The organism is Shewanella sp. Isolate11 (genome assembly GCF_022398315.1).
In the GTDB taxonomy this organism is placed as follows: Bacteria; Pseudomonadota; Gammaproteobacteria; order Enterobacterales; family Shewanellaceae; genus Shewanella.
Map to the genome: position 1 here is coordinate 128,405 of NZ_JAKEVF010000002.1, position 19,357 is coordinate 147,761.

Sequence of the window (19,357 nt, forward strand, 5' to 3'; positions counted from 1 at the left end):
TAAACTTAAATTAAGGAGTTTATACAAATCAGTATAAGAAAGTGATCGACTTAGCGTGTTTTTGGTAACTCATTCAAGGCTGTGAATGTTGGAATGGTTATTCCCTTGTGAGGTCATTCAACGCAGAAATAGGAAGCCAAAAAAAACGCCTCACAGGGGGAGGTTTAGCACTTCAAACATGTAAACGAGTAAGATCGCAGCACAATTATGCTCTTCACTCGTGTCTTGTCTAAGAAGCGTTAAATGCTCGCTCAGCGAGCACATCTTTTATACTGACTAGTATTAGGCATCTATGAAGAAAATATACTTATTTATTATGATAATGATTACCGTATTGCTGAGTGGTTGCGGAGATGACGTGGCTAAGGTGAGCCTTGGGTTATTCACCACTAAAGATGTGATTATTGACGCTCAGCAAGATCCCAAAATTCCCGGTGTGACCTGTCATATCAGTCGTATCGAAGCAAACTTAGATTTTGCCGATCCATCGGATATGAGTATCGCCTGTAGGCAAACCGGTGCAATTTCTGTAGCCGACATTGCCGCTATCGATAAGAGTAAAAATGGTGAAGTTGTGTTTAAAGCATCGCTGAGTGTGCTGTTTAAGGTATTAAAAGTAAGACGTATTTATGATGCAGAAAATCAGACCTTAATCTACCTTTCTTATTCGACCAAAGAGTCGAATGGCAGCCATAAACATGCAATATCGACAGTGCCTTTATATGGTACTCAAGTATGGCAACAGCCAGCACAAGCTGCGAATTAGCTTTCTGCTGAGGTGATGTTATATAAAAAGGCTTAGCAGATGCTAAGCCTTTTTTGTTTTGTCTTGTTGGGCCGAGTTAGTCTGCTAACTCTTGATTGTAACGATCGAAGGCGTGGCTTAAATCTTCAATTAAGTCGTCAGGGTTTTCTAAACCAATATGTAATCGAATGAGTGGTTTACTACTATCCCACTGGGTCGCGGTGCGCAATTTGTCTATGCCAAACACCCCTAAAATCAGGCTTTCATACCCCCCCCAAGAGAAGCCCATTTTAAAGTGAGCCATATTCTCGACGAAGGCGGTAATCGACTTGATGTTGCCTTTTTTTAGCACAAACGAAAACAAACCATTTGAGGCACTAAAGTCACGTTCGAAAAACTCATGGCCAGGGCAGGTATCAAACGCCGGATGACGGATATGATCCACCTCTGGGCGAGTGGCGAGCCAGTTAGCCACTTTGAGTGCATTTTGCTCGTGTTGAGCCATTCTGACGCTTAATGTGCGCAGGCCTCGGCTTGCAAGATAGACATCATCGGCCGAGGTGCATTGCCCCATGAGATAACTGTTTTCACGCAATTGATCCCAATGGGCTTCGTTTGCCGTGGCAGTCCCCAACATCACATCTGAGTGGCCAACAATATATTTAGTCGCTGCTTGGATCGAGATATCGACTCCCATCTCGAACGGACGAGAATTGATAGGAGACGCCCAAGTGTTATCCAACATTACCGTGATATTGTGCTGATGAGCAATGCGGCTTAGGGTTGGCACATCTTGGACTTCCATGGTGATAGAACCAGGAGACTCAAGGAATAACACTTTAGTGTTGGGCTGAATTAACTTACTGATCCCTGCGCCTATCATAGGGTCGTAATAGGTGGTTTCGATGCCAAAACCTTTGAGCATTTTGTCACACAAGTCGCGAGTTGGTTCATAGGCACTATCGACCATCAATAAGTGGTCGCCCGCCTTGAGGAAAGAGAGCAAGGCCCCCGATATCGCGGCAGAACCAGAAGGATAAAGTGCTGTGCCAACTCCACCTTCAAGCTCAGCGATGGCGGCTTGAAATGCAAAGTGGGTAGGGGTACCGCGACGACCATAAAACATCTCACCATTAGTGCGATTTTTAGTGGCGAAACGCATCTCTTCAATGGTTTCGAATACAACGGTAGAGGCACGAAATACCGGCGGATTAATCACGCCTTTGCTCCACTTTTTATCTCTTCCAACGCTGACGATTTGAGTCTCTTTTTTCATCGAGTGTATCCCACGGCTTATTAACGATTTTAGCCATCTTAACATCTAAATGGCTAAATTAAAGTGGCTAGGGCAACTGAATTCTTAAATAGTTACCCTGTAATGATGGGCAAGTTAATACGGAACTCAACCCCTTTAAGCTGATTGTCTTCCCAGCGGTTGCTGGCGCTGATCTGGCCTCGGTGGAAGTGAGTGATTAATCTGGCGATATAGAGTCCTAGTCCAAGGTGTGGTTTATTCTGAGCTTTTTGTTTTCTTACCGAGACCATAGATTCAAAAATCTGCTCGCTCATATTTTCCGGTAAACCCACACCTTGGTTATAAACGGTTAGGGTGGCGCTTCGATTCTTACTGGTTAAGTTCACCTCTATAGCGCTGTCTGGTTGGCTAAATTCGATGGCGTTGGCGATTAACTTATCCATTAGCTGAGCGATATATTCTGGTACGCCCTCAGTATTTAAGTTGTCATCACTGATATCGATGTCAAACTTTTGCTTGGGATAGGTAAGTTGATAGCCCTGCATACAACCTGAGATCACCTTAGAAAGTGAAAATTGACTCACCTCGGCATGGGTTAGTGCTTCCTCTAACCGAGTTGCTTCCCCCATGCTATTTAAGATCATGTTGAGGCGGCTGACGCCTTCTTGAGCACGATCGACATACTTTTGATGTTGAGCTGGTAAATCTTGGGCATTCAAGTGTTCAAGGGAAGATCGCACCACGGCAACCGGGGTTCGCAGTTCGTGTGACAGCCGCGATGACATATTTTCTAAATAGTGAGTGTATTGGCTTAATCGACTGACAATATTGGCAAAGCTGCGAGACAGATCGCCAATCTCATCGCGTACTTTTGAGCCACTAATGCCTTGTTTAATTCGACCCTGACTATCAATAGCGCGTTCGGCTTCATCCCTGAGTTTACGAATACGGCTAGAGATGCTCGAAGCAAAGAAAAACAGCGCTAATGTACCCATGCTCATGATGGTGATGATCACGTTAAATAGCTTTTCTAAGGCGCGATTACGTAAGGTTCGTATGCCGTGGGTGGTTTCTTCGGCAATCACCACACCCATCACCTTATCGTCAATCCAGATAGGGCTGGCAGCGGTTAATATCACCGCCTTACCATCGGGTGTCAGTCGCCAGGTTGAGCCAAGTTTGCCATCGAGTGCCTTCTCAATATGACTTCCCTGTAAAACCGTTGAGTTTTTGAGTGAGTCGACAAAGTCCTTGGGCGGCTTGGTGAGAATGCGGTAATAGAGCGGCATTAGATAATGGCTCTTAAATTGGCCCCAATAACCACTGTCTTCTGCTTCTTTACTCGCTTGAGCCCATACATTATTGCTGTTATGAATATCGCCAGATTTTGCCAGAACACGGCCATGTTTATCGACCACCCAAATGCGTGAACTGTTATGGCTCATACCTTTGATAATACTTTCGATTTCGGGAGAGGGAACCAGTACGGTACCCAATTGGTTGACATCATCTGTTCCCGAGGTACCTATGATGGCATCGACAGTACGGCTAGTACTGTTATTGACATCGACAATGGCGAAACCTAGTTTGCTACCCACCATATCGAGGGGGATCCTCAGTTCAATAGTGTAACCTTGGGCGGTTTTAAGCCATTTACCTTGGATCTTAACTTCTGGAGTGACAGGTTTTTTTAGCTTGGGATCTTCAGGAAGCTCGAAAGCACTGATCCAGCCATCTTTGGTGGTGGCGACAATGTAGCGGCGAAACTGGCCATCGGGTGCTAAGGTCGCAATAGCGAGGTGATCGTTGTTGTCGATACTAAGGCTATTGCTGCCACGATACACCACATTAGCGTCATTGACTTCGAAAAAACCGTAAAGGTAGCCGGCATATTTGCCGACCATGTGAGTAAAGTTGAGCTGAGCCGGTTGAGGTTCATTGGCGTTAAACAACAAGTGTTCACTGCCATAATTGATGCTGCTTTGGCGGTACTGGCTCCAATCAGCCAATTTGCCATCGAGCTGAATAGGCCCAGATAATGGATAAGCATAAAGGTCGCGTCCCTGTTTTACCTGCGATAGGAAACTCGCTTGTTTATCAAATAGTTTTGGCCTTTCATGCAGCGCTGTTGCCAGCGCTTGGGTGGTACCTTCGAGGGTTTTTTCTTGACCGTGTCTAAGGTATTTTTCCATCTCCCACACATATTGATAACCCAGCCAGGGCAGACATAGTAGGAATAAGGATAATATGGCGACTTTGGCACGTAGCCCTAAGGGGATACTGAACATGGCTAGCCTTGATTATCCCAGCGATAACCCATGCCGTAGACGGTATCGATACAATCGAAATTAGCATCTTGTGCAATAAACTTCTTACGAATGCGTTTTACATGCGAGGTGATGGTACTGTCATCGACATAAATTTTTGCATCCTGCATCAAGGCTTGACGGCTACGCACATGGCCGGGTTGTTTGGCCAGTGCATGCACCATCCAAAATTCGGTCACCGTTAATTCTACTGGCTGATGTTTCCAATACACCAAGATGCGATTGACATCGATAGTCAGGTCGCCGTGTTCTATCAACTGGGATTGCTGCTCATTGCTGTTCTGTAATTCAGAACGTCTAAATAAGGCCGCTAAGCGTGCGATTAAGTGAGGAAAACTGACCCCTTTAGTAAGATAGTCATCGGCGCCGAGTCGTAAGCCGCAAACAGTATCAAAGTCGCTATCTCTGGCGGTAAGAAAAATGATCGGTAAGCTGCTAGACATGGCTCTGAGGGATTGACACAAGGTGAAGCCACCATCAATTTCATCTTCGAGTCCGATATCAATAATCGCCAAATCGGGTAAACGAAGATTGAAAGCCTGCATCGCATCGGGTCGATTGGCATAGGCTTGAACGCTGTAACCTTGCTGCTGTAATACCTCTTTATAATTTTCGCGGATAGCGGCTTCATCTTCCACAATGGCGATTCGTTTCATCGTCGTATCAAGATCCTTAACTGACTCATTAGCTGAGACTATACAGTAAAATGAGGCCGAAAAAAGTGCTCGGTAGCGATTGCCATTTTGTTGCCACAATTGATAGCTGCAATGCCATTTTTACTCCCCCTATTAGCCATTAATTTACGTTTTAATGATCCCATCAATCACCGCAGTGATGAATCAACACAATTGCAACAGCCATTAATCTAAAAGGGATCCATGATGAAAAAACAACTTATTGCCGCACTGATTTCAACCACTCTTTTGACCAGTTCAATGAGCCATGCCAGCGAGCAGCAGGAAACGCCGAATAATGATCACCAACCCTTGATTGGTTTGGGTTCAGGATTGGTATTAGGGGCAGTTGTTGCGGGGCCAGTTGGCGCGATTATCGGCGCTTTTACCGGTGGCATTATTGGAAAATCGGTTGCCGATGAGAGTGAACTTGAAACTCAACAGGCGAAACTTGCACAAAAAGAGCAGCAAATAGCCATGTTAAACGAACAAAAACATGATCTTCAGAGAGTGAGTGAGCAATACGCTGCCGCCAGAGAAGAGCTTGAAATACTTAAACAACGTCAAGGCGGACAGATTGAGGAGTTAGCCCTTGGGCTTAATGTGCAGTTTAAAACCGGTTCATCAACGATTGAGCCACATTTTCAGGCGCAACTGGATGAAATTGCAGATGTGATGGCGATGCAGCCTGAATTAACACTCGATTTAACAGGTTATGCCGACCGACGTGGCGAGTCCAGTTATAACCAGGCGTTATCGGAGCAGCGTGTTGCAGAGGTGCGCAGTTACTTGGTTAAGCAAGGCATTGAATCATCACGTTTACAAGCAAAAGCTTTTGGCGCCACGGCGCCGGTGAAACCAGAGTCGAGTTTTGAAAACGATTTCTTTGACCGCCGCGTTACTTTAAAGCTTATGCCTGTCGATACTGCTGTTGCGGTGAATAAACCTGTGCGTTAAGTCTGAGCGAAAAGGAGTTTTTGATGGCGATTCAACACTTGTACTTCACCCAACTTAGCCCCCTGAGGGGGGCGTTTTTTTTCAATCTTAGTCGCTGGTTCATGTGGTTGTTTTGTGGTTTATGTTTGCCCTTGTGCTCGCTTTCGGCTCAAGAGTCGGTTGCCACTTTGGGCAGCGCTAAATTGGTTTATAGCTCGGTGTTGAGTACCGGTGAGATAAGTCAGTTTGTTGCCTTGCCGATTGAGACTCAGGTGCAGATGCAGATTTCCGGCTGGATAAACCGTGTCCATGTTAAACAGCGTTTTCGTAATAATAGTCAGCAATGGTTAAACGGCAATTATCAGTTCCCACTGCCTCATAATGCCGCTATCGATGCGATGACATTGCAGATTGGGCAAAGAATTATTGAGGGTGAAATTCAAACCAAAGCCGAGGCAAAAAAACAGTTTGAGCAAGCTAAAAAAATGGGCAAAAAAGCCAGTTTAGTAGAGCAGCAAAAACCGAATATGTTTGTGACTCAAGTGGCGAACTTGGCGCCCGGGGAAACCTTAATCGTCGATATTGCTTATCAGCAGCAAGTTGATTATCGGTCAGGGCTGTATAGTCTGCGTTTTCCTATGGCGATCACGCCAAGATATCAGCCAGAGAGTGATGCTCAGGTATTGCAAGTCGATAGCGAACTCAAGCAGGAAAAACATAACCAATTGATGACAGAGCTAGGTCAAGTCGATCTGCGTATTGAGCTTAATGCAGGACTGCCGATTAGCGAGATTGATTCGCCGTATCATACCTTAGTGCGCTCCGAGCAGGGGGATGTGATTCAACTGGCCTTGGCTGAAATTGTTAAGCCTGAGCGTGATTTTGTATTGAACTGGCGACCCGAATTAGGTTTGGCTCCCACCGCGGTTGCCTTTACACAACAGGGGCGCACCCATGGGATTGCGGGATCTGCGACAGCCAGTGATTACGGAATGGTGATGTTGATGCCGCCGCAAGACAAGGTGCGGGTGGCGCTACCGCGAGAATTGATCTTAGTGATAGACACCTCAGGCTCGATGGAGGGTCGTGCTATTGTTCAGGCCAAACAAGCCTTAAAGCAGGCGTTAAGCGGATTAACCAATCAAGACAGTTTTAATATTATTGCTTTTAATTCAGACCTAACTTCATTGTCAGCGCAATCGATGACTGTTAATTCACAAAACCTCAAGTTGGCAATGCAATTTGTTAATGGGCTTAAGGCTAATGGCGGTACTGAAATGGCGCCTGCATTCCTACGTGCGCTGCAAACTGGTTCCCCCCAGCAAGGCCTATCGCAGTTAAAGCAAGTGGTGTTTATCACAGATGGTGCCGTGAATAATGAGCAGCAACTGTTTGAGTTAATAGAAATGAATTTGGGCAATGCGCGTTTATTTACTGTGGGGATCGGCGCTGCCCCCAATGGCTACTTTATGCAAAGAGCCGCTGCAGCCGGGCGGGGCACTTATACCTATGTAGGAAAATTAGCCGAGGTCAATGACAAGATTAATCAGTTGATGTTAAAGATTGCTCAGCCTGTGGTAAGTAATATCGAGCTAAGCCTTGCCGATGGCACAATTCCCGATTATTGGCCTGCCAATATCAGCGATCTGTATGCCGGTGAGCCACTAATGGTTGCCATCAGGCTAATGCCTAAAAATCATCATGGCTCCAGCAATGAATTGTTAGTGTCAGGGGAGTTAGGAGGTCAGTTCTGGCAGCAACAGATTGTTATTCAGCGCCAATCAAAGATGATGGGGTTAGATCTGCTGTGGGCAAGTAACAAAATTGCAGCGTTACTTGCCAGTAAGAGTCGCTATAACCATCAAAGTATTAAGAAACAAGTTACGCAAGTTGCACTTCAATATCATCTGGTTAGTCCTTACACCAGCCTGATTGCAGTCGATAAAACGCTGGCTCGGCCAGTGGGTGAGCAAGCTATCGATATCCATGCCCATAGTTTGCTGCCAATCAATGGCTCAGGCTGGCCTAAAACGGCTAGCGGCAGTCGTCTTTATATCGCTATTGGGGGAGTGTTACTGCTCTTGCTATTGATTTATTGGCTGAGCTTTCTGCGTGTTAGTAAGCAAGAGATTGAGGCGTTATGAAGCCATTAACAGCTAAGGCATTAGCACCTAAGCAAATCAGAACTAGGCGATTGATTCGGCCTACACGTAAGTCTGTAGCCAGGAGTGTAGTGGTTGTGGTGGCCATTTTAGGTTTATCACTGATATTAAAAGGAGGTTATATGCAGGCTAAAGCTCATTTTGCTCAGTATTTAATTGAACAAGCGTGGCAGCAAACCTTAGCCGATGGACTACAACATAAACCTTGGAGTTGGGCGGATACCTTTCCTGTGGCTAAGCTGGCCTTTATTGGTGCTGATGATAACAATCAAGCCGAATTATATGTACTGGCTGGCACATCGGGGCGCAACTTAGCCTTCGCTCCGGCGGCAATGCTGGCCAATAATCAAATTAATCAATGGGGAAACACGATTATTGCAGGTCATCGAGACACCCATTTCGCTCGATTAAAAGGCATAGCATACGGCCAGTTGCTACGCCTGCAAGATAGCTCTGCCAATGAGGTTCTCTATAGAGTTACCCAAGTAGCAATAGTGGCCGAAGATGATATTAGCCTGATGCAGATGGGGGAGGGTTTGCAATTGACTTTGGTGACATGTTATCCATTCGATGGTTTGGCTGGCCACAGTCAATGGCGCTTTGTGGTCATTGCAACGCCGGAATATGATCCGCCAATTGAGGGTGTTAAGCAAACGGCGAACTTACCTCTAGATCTGAGTATGTAAGTTCGCCGTTATTATCAACGATTGCTCGTCAAGCGTTTGATGGCCGAGTGTTGGTTATTGTTGTCAATGCAGAGTGTTAGTCATTAACGGGCTGGTTAGGCGCCCACTTTAACCACTCATCTTGCGATTTTGATTGCAACATAAATTGTGTATTGGCTTGGATTTGATTTTGAGCATTACTGACTTTCTCGGTGGCAACGCCAATGCCGCCGGCTAAAATGCTTTCCAAAGAGCCTGTTTCAATCTGGGCGCCAGAGAATAAACCAACATCCACCTTAATCCCTGACAGATCCCAGAACTGACTGGTTTGATTAACCAAGTGGCGATAATCGGCCGCGACTTCTGCCTGCATCAAAACTTGAGTACCATTTTCAGCTAGCTGGTAATGTTTAATCTCACCAATTTTGATTCCGCGAAATATTATGGGAGTGCCTACTTTTATTGAGCCCAAATCATTATCGACTAAAGTAAAGCTCTGTGCATCTTCGGCTAATTGTACCGGAGCCTGTTCGACACCAACAAAATGGCTAGTAGTTTGCTGGCTTACCCCCGGTATTACAGAGACATAAGGGCCTGTTAATAGCGTTTCTGCCGCACTAATACCAGAGAGCGAGATTTGCGCGTCGACTAAGAAATAGCGTGAATCTTCACGGCTAAATAGTGCGGCATAATCACCATATAGATACGCATTGGCGCTAATGGTTTTCAAGTTGCTATCTAGGCTGACGTTATCTATTTCACCCACTTGATGCCCAAGGTATCTAATTGGGGCGTGAGCAGCGAGCTTACTGGACGCGGGAAAGCTTAGCTGCACAGGTACGGCTTTAGTTAAGGCTAAGGTTTTAGAGCCGTAAAGGTGCTGTTGATCGCCTTGTTTTGTGTCATCAAGTAGTCCGAGTGTCACGCTCCCTTTTATCGCTCCGGCCAGTGGGGCGATATTGACTTTTACACCGCTAAGACTGGCATCGATAGCCAAGGCATCATTACGCCAAAACACGCTGTTAGGTTTGATCAAACTGGCGAAAGTATTTTCTATGCCAAGGGTAATGGCAAAGTCCTCTGTTGCGCTCTGCCAGTTAACACCGATCACTTTCCCTATCTGCATCTTTTTGAAATAGACCGGCGAGTTAGCACTGAGATCGGCTCCATCTGGGCTAGACAGGGTGATGTGCTGCATATTGCGCCGAGCTAAACGCTCATCGGCTTGAGTGGTTGAAGTATAAAGTGATAGTGTCGAGTTTTCAGTGACGGCTTGAGTGCCTGTTCCTTGGAAGAGGCTGATGGCGCCTTTAGTCAGGGTATTGAGATCGCGAGTCTTAACTGACACGCCATCTAATGAGGCATCGATGGCTAATGCGGCCTCTGGGATAAAGTAACTTGTTTGGGTAAGTAGTGGCTTAAACTCTGCCCAAATCTCTATGTGATATTCGATGCCACTGTAGTCCGACTTGAAATTGACTTGATTCACTCGACCTATGGGAAGCTGTTTATAGCGCACCTCAGCACCCGTGGTTATCCCCGGATTTTCATCGGCGCTGAGCTTAAGTAGCAAAGGTTTAGCATTCATGTCGGGGGCGCTATCGAGCAGACGATATTCGTCTTTAGCATCACCAATACCAGGCATAAAGTTGATCACATCGCCGGTGACCATCCGTTTGGCATGTTTGATCCCATCCAGTGATATATCGGCACCTTCTCGCCAAAATTGCGCACTGCCACTGAGCAAGTCGGCATATTGATTGTCGAGGATGGCTTCAAATTTGACGCCATTGTCCAGTAAATGGGTTTGGCTGATATGTCCTATTTCAATCCCTCTGAATACAATACTGCTACCGGTTTGAATACTGTCGGCGTTATCGGCAATGAGACCAAACTGGTGTCCTGTCGTCGCGCTTTCTTCATTTTCATGTAATGGAAATTTTTGATTAGGCTCGGCATTCTTGGCGTTCGGATCCGATGTGAATGTCACTCCGCCGGCTAAAATTGCTGCAAGGCTTTCGGTCTTGATTTTTACGCCGCTTAATGAGGCATCCAGACTTAACCCTGAGACGTTCCAAAAGCTGGAGTTTTGTTTAACTAGGTACGCGTATTGCTTCTGAATATAGGCATTGAGTAAAATCGTTTCGTTATCCACAAGACGATAACTGACGATTTTACCTACGGGGATTTGACGATAAAAAACCTGTGAGCCCACATCGAGAGAACCTAAGTTGGCACTGGTTAGTTCAATCATCAAGCCATCACTACCTGGGGCGACGGGCGGCGCCTGATCTTCGGCGACAAACTCTTTCCTTGATTCGCCATCGCCGGGCTGAATTGCAATATAGTTACCAGAAAACAGGGCATCTAAGCCTTCGACACCAGTGATCGAGGCTTTAGGAGTAACCAACCAGAATTTAGTTTCGTCTCGTAAAAAAGGAGTAGAGCGGTAATCCATTAGTAGATCAACATTCACCCCTTGCAAGGTTTCATCGATACTAATATCGACCACTTTACCGACGGTGAGGCCTTGATAGCGCACTAAGGTTTTACCAACATCGATACCGGTGGCGCTGGGGAAATGGATGCGCACTTCGATACCTGACTCTCGGATGCTTTTAATACCTAACCAAGCACCGAGCACCAGTGCCACAATTGGCAATAGCCAAATAGGAGAGAACAGCTTTTTCTTTACAACTTTAGGTGTTTCAATTTCTGTCATCTTGCGATTCCAATTGGTCCCAGAGTAAACGTGTATCTAATACTTTTGCTGCCAGTTGAGTCAGTAAAATCACCAATGCAAATGCGGTAGCCGCTGGGGCGGGTTTTGCATCGAGTAATTGACCCATATTGACCAGAGCAGCCGTGATGGAGATAACAAACAAATCTAACATTGACCATCGACCAATCCATTCGATGATGTGGTAACCCGCCATTAAAAGTCTTTTAGGAATAGGTAATTTAAAACTGATTGCCAGCAGATAAGTGGCTAGTCCAAAAATTTTGAGCATAGGAACAAGAATACTGGCGACAAATAAAATAATTGCAATAGGTAATAAGTCCAAGTGAATTAAATGCTTAATGCCGGTGAAAATAGTGTCTTGTCGTATCTGGCCCTGACTGGTCATGGTCGTAATTGGGTAGAGATTCGCCGGAAAAAGTAAAATGGCCGCAGTGAGAAGTAACGCCCAACTTTTTTGAATGCTGCTATGGTCGCGACTACTTATTGGCTGACCACAACGAGGACACACTTGTTGATCTATTTTGCATAAGTTGGTGCAGCTTGCACAATTAGTGAGGCCGAGTTGCTCACCTTGAACCGCCTTATTAAGGTTTTTCATCGAGTAGGCTCCACATATGTTCTATGTGATATTCACGCTGCAAGAAAATCACCATGATAAACAACATGGTAAAGCAGAAAGTGCCGATTCCAAAATAGAGGTCGGTATAATCGGATAACTGAAAAACAGATACGAAAATACTGATCATATAGATCTCCAGCATGGTGAGCTGGCTCAGCAAGGGTTGCTGACAAAGTAGCAACTTATATATTCGTCTAAAAAAAGGATTATGTAGCAGATATTTAACGATCAATATCTGCATCAGCACAGACAAAATAAGTAAGCCGGGCGCCACGACGGCGGCTATCAGTACTGCAGCACCTACTACCCAGTAGCCCTGATTGGCGACAGACATGGCGCCTTCAAAAATGGTTGTCGTTCGGATACTACCAAGAAAATGCAATTCAAGTACGGGAAAAAAATTGGCAGGAAAATACAAAATTAATGCGCTCAGACACAAGGCTAACATGCCGTTTATCGAACAATAAGGAGTATCATAGAGGTTGCTGTGACAGCGAGGACACAGGGCTCGAACGCCTGATGGAAGCGCGCGCTTTCTAACCACTAAGTCACATGAGTGGCAAAGGACAATACTTTTATCTAACACTTCTGTATCCATAGTGTGTTGGGATATTCCTTTACTGTTAGATGGTTAGCTAAAGCAGTATCGATATTGCTAACGCGGCTAGAACTCAGTCTGTTAGTCACTATCTTATTACAATCAAGGTGCTATGAAGAACTGAGGCGTAATTCTGTTATAGCACAAGATAGTACCAGATAACCTTCAATACTTGCATAAGAAGTTGTATTTATGAGACTCTACAACTGTATAAAAAAACAGTGCGAGGATGGACATGGCAGTTATAACAAAATTTGTCGTTGTCAGAGAAGGGGTTGAGAAGATGACATTCACATCTAAAAAGGAGGCCGATGCCTACGATAAGATGCTCGATATCGCGGACAACCTGCTTCCTTTTATTGAGCAATCTGAGCTTGAGCTTGATGACAACGCAACAGAGAAACTTTGTTTCTATTTAGCCGAAAATAAAAATCAGCTAATGAATCTATTAAAAGGCGGTAGCGCGGAAAAACAGCCAGCCGCAAAAAAAACCACTAAAAAAACTGAACCGAAATCGTAAATCGTTAGGATACCGTATATGACATCTGTGTGTTACGACACTCTGGCCCGCCAAACTGAAGCGTTATTTGCTGGCGAAGATAATCTGATTGCCGCCATGGCGAACTTCTCAGCCTTAATTAATGAAAACCTTGAAAATCTTAACTGGGCTGGATTTTATTTGGTTGAACACGAGCAGTTGATCTTGGGGCCATTTCAAGGAAAAGTGGCTTGTACTCGTATCCCTATGGGTAAAGGCGTTTGCGGTACTGCTGCGCACACCAATACCACTCAACGTGTTGCCGATGTGCACCAATTTGAAGGCCATATTGCTTGTGACAGTGCCAGTAACTCTGAAATTGTGATCCCGATGCGACGTGATGGTAAGGTGATAGCGGTACTGGATATCGACAGTCCACTGCTGAATAGATTCGATCAAGCAGATCAAAATGGCCTAGAGTTAGTGCTTAAAACCTTAGAAAACGCGTTATTTGCTTAAACTACGACCAATTTCTCACAATTGGTGGTCGCAAATGTCTCAGGCACGCTTATAATAGGCGGCTTGAAAATTAAATGCTTGGTTACATTTCATTAGTTGAAATGAATACTTGGCGTTTGTTAAATGTAATTGATAAGGTATGTTGGATTGTCTAGTAAAGTTCAGCTATTTCTATTAACTGAAATAGTGGCTTAACTCAATTTAACAAATATGAACGACACGCCAGTCATCGCTGTAAAGGTGAGGCGGTAGTCCCTTTTAAACTGTGGAAGTAATGATGGAATCAACAGAAAAGTTGACCGACACCAACGCAATTCTTGCGTATTTATATGAAACATTTCCTTTGTGCTTTATCGCTGAAGGTGAAACTAAACCGCTAAAGATTGGATTGTTTCAGGACTTGGCTGAAAGGTTAGCTGATGATTCTAAAGTCAGTAAAACGCAATTAAGAATCGCCTTACGTCGTTATACCAGTAGCTGGCGTTACCTTAAAAGTGTAAAAGCAGGGGCGCAGCGTGTCGATCTTGATGGCAACGAATGTGGTGAGCTAGAGCAAGAGCATGTTGATCATGCACAAGCTACACTGAAAGAGAGTCAGGATAAGGCTAAAGCCAAACGCATTGCTAAAGCAGAGGCAAACAAAACCGAAGCTAAAGCAGCTAAAGCGGATAAAAAGCCATTTAAGAAGCTGGCAACTAAACGTAAACCTGCCGCTCCGAAGGTGGCTAAGCCTCAGGTTGAAGTTGAGTCATTAACGCCTGCAGTATTGACTGAATTGAAACCAAATCAAAGAGTCAATGTCAAACTAGGTAAATCACCTGTCTCTGGTGTCGTACTGGACATCAAAAAAGAAGATGTACAAGTGCAGTTAGATTCTGGATTGACCGTAAAAGTAAAGGTTGAACATATCCTGTTATAACTGTCTCATTGTAAAAGGAGTAACTTGTTGATGCGAAAACTAACTCTGGCGGCCTCTGTTGCCAGCATCTTTGTAGGATTCTCAGCTTGGGCATTGACGCCTACCATTCCATCTAGCGAGTTGCCTTCTCTTACTCAAGAGCCGCAGCATAAGGTCGCCAGTAAGCGAGTGACAGGTTTGTTCACTCGCGCTCACTATCATAGATTCGATCTTGACGACGCTTTTTCGGTCAAAGTATTCGATCGCTATCTACAACAGCTGGACTATAGCCGCAATGTTTTGATGCAAAGCGATATCGACAGCTTTAAGCCCTATTCAACAGAATTTGATGACATGCTTAAAAGCGGCGATTTAAGCGTGGCATATAAGATGTTTGATCTGGTTGAAAAGCGTCGCTATGAGCGATTTTCTTATGCGTTAAAACTACTGGATAAAGAGTTTGATTTTGACGCTGCTGGCGATAGCTATCAATACGATAGAGAAGAAGCGGCTTGGCCAAAAAATGAAGCCGAGCTTAATGAGCTTTGGCGTCAGCGTGTTAAATACGATGCGTTAAATCTAAAACTGACAGGCAAAGATTGGGATGAAATCGTTAAAGTGCTTGAAAAGCGCTATAACAATGCCATCAAACGTCTAAGTCAGACCAAGAGTGAAGATGTTTTCCAAGGTGTGATGAATGCCTTTTCTCATACCGTAGAACCTCATACTAGCTATCTGTCTCCCCGTAATGCCGAACGTTTCCAAATGGAAATGAACCTAAGCCTCGAAGGCATAGGAGCTGTATTACAGATGGATGAAGATTACACAGTGATCAAAAGTTTAGTCGCTGGCGGCCCCGCTGCGAGTAGCGAAAAACTGTCTCCTGAAGATCGTATTGTTGGTGTAGGGCAGGAAGGTAAAGAGGTTGTCGACGTTATTGGTTGGCGCCTCGATGATGTTGTCGAGCTGATCAAGGGCCCTAAAGGCAGTAAAGTAATACTGCAAGTGTTACCAAAGAAAGGTGGCTCATCGGCTAAACCTTTTGAAGTGACCATAGTGCGCGACAAAATCCGCCTCGAAGATAGAGCGGCTACTTCAGAAGTTATCGAACCTGAAACTGGCGACTATGCAGGTCGTAAAGTTGGCGTGATAAAAGTGCCTGGTTTTTACATGAACCTGTCGCAAGATGTAGCTAAAGAACTGGTTAAACTTAAAGAAGCTAAAGTTGAAGGGGTGGTTATTGACCTTCGTGGTAACGGTGGCGGTGCACTCACAGAAGCGACACTACTGACAGGTTTGTTTATTGACCGTGGTCCAGTGGTTCAAATCCGTGATGCGAATGGAAAAGTGTCACAAAACCGCGATAACGATGGCAAAGTTTACTACTCTGGCCCGTTAACAGTGATGGTTGATCGTTACAGTGCCTCTGCATCAGAAATTTTTGCGGCGGCATTACAAGATTACGATCGCGCTCTGATTGTGGGTGAGTCGACCTTTGGTAAAGGGACGGTGCAGCAGCATAAGAGCTTAGGTCGAATCTATGACATGTACGACAAACCTATCGGGCATGTACAGTATACAATTGCCAAGTTCTACCGTATTAATGGTGGTAGTACTCAGCTTAAAGGTGTTACTCCAGATATCTCATTCCCGAGTGCACTGGAGCCTGGTGAGTATGGTGAAGCAGAGCAAAAGAATGCCTTACCATGGGATAAAGTGCCTGTTGCTCAATACAGTACCTTAGGTGATATCACACCTAATCTGGTTAACACCCTAGACGGTTTACATAAAAAACGTATTCAACAAGATGTTGAGTTTGGTTATCTTGCGCAAGACATTGCCGAGTTCAAGAAAACACATAAAGATACTAGCGTTTCTTTAGTTGAAAAAGAGCGTCTTGCTGAGCGTGAGAAAAATGATAGTAAGCAACTTGCACGTTTAAATGATCGTCGTGCGACAGAGGGGCTTGAACCACTTAAAGATCTTGATGATGCAGATGATGATGTGAAAGCACCGGATGCATTTTTAGATGAAACCGTTTATATCACACTCGATATGGCGGATATGGATAAAGTGGCAAATAATCAGGCTAAATAATGTTTTAGCTCATTTGAAAAACGCGCTCATGGCGCGTTTTTTTATAGCATTAGAAATGAAAGAGACACTGTAATGACCCAAGTTCAGGCTAAATATTTAAAAGATTACCAGAGCCCAGATTTTACCATTACCCATGTTAGCCTCGATGTTAACCTTGCGGGTAAAGAGACCCAAGTCACCGCGGTAAGTCAGGTCAAAAAGCTCAATCCAGAAGCACAAAGCCTACTGCTCGATGGTGAGGCACTACAACTAGCCTCTTTATTGGTTAATGGGCAGCCCCATGTGTATCAGGTTGATAATGGCCAGTTAACCCTTAAAGATCTCGATGATGAATTTGAATTAACCATAGTCACGTTGCTAGACCCTGAAGCCAATTCAGCCTTAGAAGGCTTGTATATGTCTGATGGCGCCTACTGTACTCAATGTGAAGCGGAAGGTTTTAGACGTATTACATACTTCCTCGATAGACCAGATGTGCTAGCGATTTACGATGTGCGCGTTGAAGCCGATAAACAGGCGTTCCCTTATTTGCTGAGTAACGGTAATAAAGTTGACAGTGGTGAGCTTGAAAATGGACGTCACTTTGTCTGCTGGCAGGACCCATTCCCTAAACCGAGTTATCTGTTTGCCTTAGTGGCAGGCGACTTTGATCTGCTTAATGACACTTATATCACCAAGAGTGGCCGTGAAGTAGAGCTACAGGTCTTTGTCGATAAAGGCAACTTACACAAAGCGCACCATGCTATGGCGTCACTGAAAAAATCGATGCAATGGGATGAACAACGTTTCGATTTAGAATATGACCTCGATATCTATATGATTGTTGCCGTTGATTTTTTCAATATGGGGGCAATGGAAAACAAGGGCTTAAACGTATTTAACACTAAATACGTGCTTGCCGATAAAGACTCGGCCACCGATGATGATTATCACGGAATTGAATCGGTTGTGGGTCACGAATATTTTCATAACTGGACTGGTAACCGTGTGACTTGTCGCGACTGGTTCCAATTGAGTTTGAAGGAAGGTTTGACGGTATTTAGAGATCAGGAGTTTAGTTCGGATATTGGTTCCCGTGCGGTTAATCGTATTCATGCGATTAAAGTCATAAAAAATCAGCAGTTTGCAGAAGACAGTGGCCCGATGGCACACGCGATACGTCCTGAGTCTGTGATTGAGATGAACAACTTTTATACCGTGACGGTATACAACAAGGGTGCTGAAGTTATCCGTATGATGCACACTTTACTGGGTGAAGCAGATTTCCAGAAAGGGATGAAATGTTACTTCGAGCGACATGATGGTCAAGCGGTGACTTGCGATGATTTTGTTGCGGCCATGGAAAATGCTAGTGGTGTTGATTTGACTCAGTTCAGACGTTGGTATAGTCAGTCGGGCACACCGCAGGTAAGTGTGGAAGAAAGCTATGACCCTGTACTAAAGCAGTACAGTTTAACGATTTCGCAGCAGACATTCGCTACTGCAGAACAGGCTGAGAAGTTACCACTTCATATTCCGTTTGATCTCGAGCTGCTGAGTGCCGAAGGTCATTCGCTGCTCAATCGAGTGCTAGATGTAACCGAGGCAAAACAGACTTTCACTTTTGATGAGATTGCCTCTCAACCAACGCCTTCGTTACTGCAAGATTTCTCCGCACCAGTGAAGCTAATTTATGAGTACAATGTCGAGCAATTAATTCACTTGATCCGTTTTGCTTCCAGTGAGGTGGCTAAATGGGAAGCGGCACAAGGGTTATTTAGTCAAGCTGTTTGGCAGAATGTGTCATTGTTACAACAACAGAAGGCGATGCATATCGACACCCGTTTAGTCGATGCTATTAAAGGCTTATTGCTGGATGAAAACTTAGATAAAGCCTTATTGGCCGAAATTCTAAAATTCCCTAATGTCGCTACGCTGGTCGAACAGGCAAATCAAGTCGATCTCGATAGTTTAATCATGGCACGCAGTTTCGCGTTAGAAACCATAGCGACAGGTTGTGAAGATGAGTTGCTGGCACGCTATCGAGAGTTGATGAGCTTAGATGAAGCCGATGCCAGAGCTTTGAAAAATACATTATTGAATCTGTTATTGAAAATATCTGACGAATATCAGCATTTAGCTCAGTCTCAGTATGATAGTGCGGCCAATATGACTAACAGTTTAGGGGCATTGTCTGCGCTAAATGGTGAGCAAAGCCCAATGAGACAAGCATTGCTTGATAGTTTCCAACAGCGCTGGGCCAGTACACCTTTGGTGATGGACAAATGGTTAAGTTTACAAGCAACCTGTCCTGGTGATGACAGAATTGATGCCTTACGTGAATTAGCTGAGCATCCCGCATTTAGTTACTCGAATCCTAACCGCGTACGTTCACTGTTTGGTGCATTTGCTGCATTAAATACCTGCGTGTTCCATCGCCAGGATGGTGAAGGTTATCAGCTTTTGACTGAAGTGATCATTAAACTGAATCAGCTTAACCCTCAAGTGGCGGCTAGAATCATCACGCCTTTGATTCAATTTAAGAAGTTTGACCAAGGGAGACAACAACTGATGCAGGCCTCACTGCAGCGGATTTTAGCTTTACCGGATCTGTCAAAAGACCTGTATGAGAAAGTGACTAAAGCGTTAGCGCAATAGCAGT

15 protein-coding genes are annotated in these 19,357 nt (G+C 44.8%); 9 read left to right on the plus strand and 6 right to left on the minus strand.

Annotated features, from left to right (window positions below):
* The first annotated feature begins 292 nt into the window (after window positions 1–292).
* Window positions 293–766 (plus strand): CreA family protein, encoded by a 474-nt coding sequence (locus tag L1D21_RS05840; RefSeq protein ID WP_239844324.1) that lies wholly within the window; start codon window positions 293–295, stop codon window positions 764–766.
* Window positions 767–842: 76 nt separating this feature from the next.
* Here L1D21_RS05840 and L1D21_RS05845 read toward each other — a convergent pair whose 3' ends face one another.
* From L1D21_RS05845 to pdsR, 3 genes are all read right to left on the minus strand, one after another.
* Window positions 843–2,021, minus strand: coding sequence for a cystathionine beta-lyase (locus tag L1D21_RS05845; protein ID WP_239844325.1), 1,179 nt, complete (start codon window positions 2,019–2,021; stop codon window positions 843–845).
* Between the two features lie 92 nt (window positions 2,022–2,113).
* The gene (pdsS, locus tag L1D21_RS05850) at window positions 2,114–4,288 is read right to left on the minus strand and encodes a proteobacterial dedicated sortase system histidine kinase (RefSeq protein ID WP_239844326.1); all 2,175 of its coding nucleotides are present in this window, start codon (window positions 4,286–4,288) and stop codon (window positions 2,114–2,116) included.
* Window positions 4,289–4,290: 2 nt separating this feature from the next.
* The gene (pdsR, locus tag L1D21_RS05855) at window positions 4,291–4,983 is read right to left on the minus strand and encodes a proteobacterial dedicated sortase system response regulator (protein ID WP_239844327.1); all 693 of its coding nucleotides are present in this window, start codon (window positions 4,981–4,983) and stop codon (window positions 4,291–4,293) included.
* Between the two features lie 225 nt (window positions 4,984–5,208).
* Here pdsR and pdsO point away from each other — a divergent pair, with 225 nt between their 5' ends.
* The 3 genes from pdsO to L1D21_RS05870 all read left to right on the plus strand — a co-directional run bounded on the left by pdsO (window position 5,209) and on the right by L1D21_RS05870 (window position 8,785).
* Entirely contained in the window at window positions 5,209–5,958 is a 750-nt protein-coding gene (pdsO, locus tag L1D21_RS05860; RefSeq protein ID WP_239844328.1) for a sortase-associated OmpA-like protein PdsO, read from the plus strand.
* Window positions 5,959–5,981: 23 nt separating this feature from the next.
* The gene (locus tag L1D21_RS05865; RefSeq protein WP_239844329.1) at window positions 5,982–8,081 is read left to right on the plus strand and encodes a marine proteobacterial sortase target protein; all 2,100 of its coding nucleotides are present in this window, start codon (window positions 5,982–5,984) and stop codon (window positions 8,079–8,081) included.
* A gap of 98 nt (window positions 8,082–8,179) precedes the next feature.
* Complete coding sequence (locus L1D21_RS05870; protein ID WP_345773511.1) at window positions 8,180–8,785, plus strand: class GN sortase; 606 nt, start codon at window positions 8,180–8,182, stop codon at window positions 8,783–8,785.
* 76 nt (window positions 8,786–8,861) lie between these two features.
* Here the strand turns inward: L1D21_RS05870 and L1D21_RS05875 are convergent, their stop codons facing one another.
* The 3 genes from L1D21_RS05875 to L1D21_RS05885 are packed head-to-tail and all read right to left on the minus strand — an operon-like array spanning window position 8,862 to window position 12,724.
* On the minus strand, window positions 8,862–11,486 hold the full coding sequence (locus tag L1D21_RS05875) for an MlaD family protein (protein WP_239844331.1): 2,625 nt from the start codon (window positions 11,484–11,486) through the stop codon (window positions 8,862–8,864).
* Window positions 11,473–12,105 (minus strand): paraquat-inducible protein A, encoded by a 633-nt coding sequence (locus tag L1D21_RS05880; RefSeq protein WP_239844332.1) that lies wholly within the window; start codon window positions 12,103–12,105, stop codon window positions 11,473–11,475. The genes L1D21_RS05875 and L1D21_RS05880 overlap by 14 nt, the downstream gene beginning before the upstream one ends.
* Window positions 12,092–12,724 (minus strand): paraquat-inducible protein A, encoded by a 633-nt coding sequence (locus L1D21_RS05885; RefSeq protein ID WP_239844333.1) that lies wholly within the window; start codon window positions 12,722–12,724, stop codon window positions 12,092–12,094. The genes L1D21_RS05880 and L1D21_RS05885 overlap by 14 nt, the downstream gene beginning before the upstream one ends.
* A gap of 235 nt (window positions 12,725–12,959) precedes the next feature.
* Between L1D21_RS05885 and L1D21_RS05890 the strand changes: the two genes are divergently transcribed.
* The 5 genes from L1D21_RS05890 (at window position 12,960) to pepN (ending at window position 19,353) form a co-directional block, all read left to right on the plus strand.
* The gene (locus L1D21_RS05890; RefSeq protein WP_239844334.1) at window positions 12,960–13,244 is read left to right on the plus strand and encodes a YebG family protein; all 285 of its coding nucleotides are present in this window, start codon (window positions 12,960–12,962) and stop codon (window positions 13,242–13,244) included.
* Window positions 13,245–13,262: 18 nt separating this feature from the next.
* Window positions 13,263–13,721, plus strand: a complete 459-nt coding sequence (locus tag L1D21_RS05895; RefSeq protein ID WP_239844335.1) for a GAF domain-containing protein — start codon at window positions 13,263–13,265, stop codon at window positions 13,719–13,721.
* A gap of 277 nt (window positions 13,722–13,998) precedes the next feature.
* Window positions 13,999–14,640, plus strand: coding sequence for an RNA chaperone ProQ (gene proQ, locus L1D21_RS05900; protein WP_239844336.1), 642 nt, complete (start codon window positions 13,999–14,001; stop codon window positions 14,638–14,640).
* A 30-nt stretch (window positions 14,641–14,670) separates the two neighbouring features.
* Window positions 14,671–16,716: a carboxy terminal-processing peptidase gene (gene prc, locus L1D21_RS05905; RefSeq protein ID WP_239844337.1), complete on the plus strand. Its 2,046-nt coding sequence runs from the start codon at window positions 14,671–14,673 to the stop codon at window positions 16,714–16,716.
* Between the two features lie 72 nt (window positions 16,717–16,788).
* Complete coding sequence (pepN, locus tag L1D21_RS05910; protein WP_239844338.1) at window positions 16,789–19,353, plus strand: aminopeptidase N; 2,565 nt, start codon at window positions 16,789–16,791, stop codon at window positions 19,351–19,353.
* Window positions 19,354–19,357: the final 4 nt, after the last annotated feature.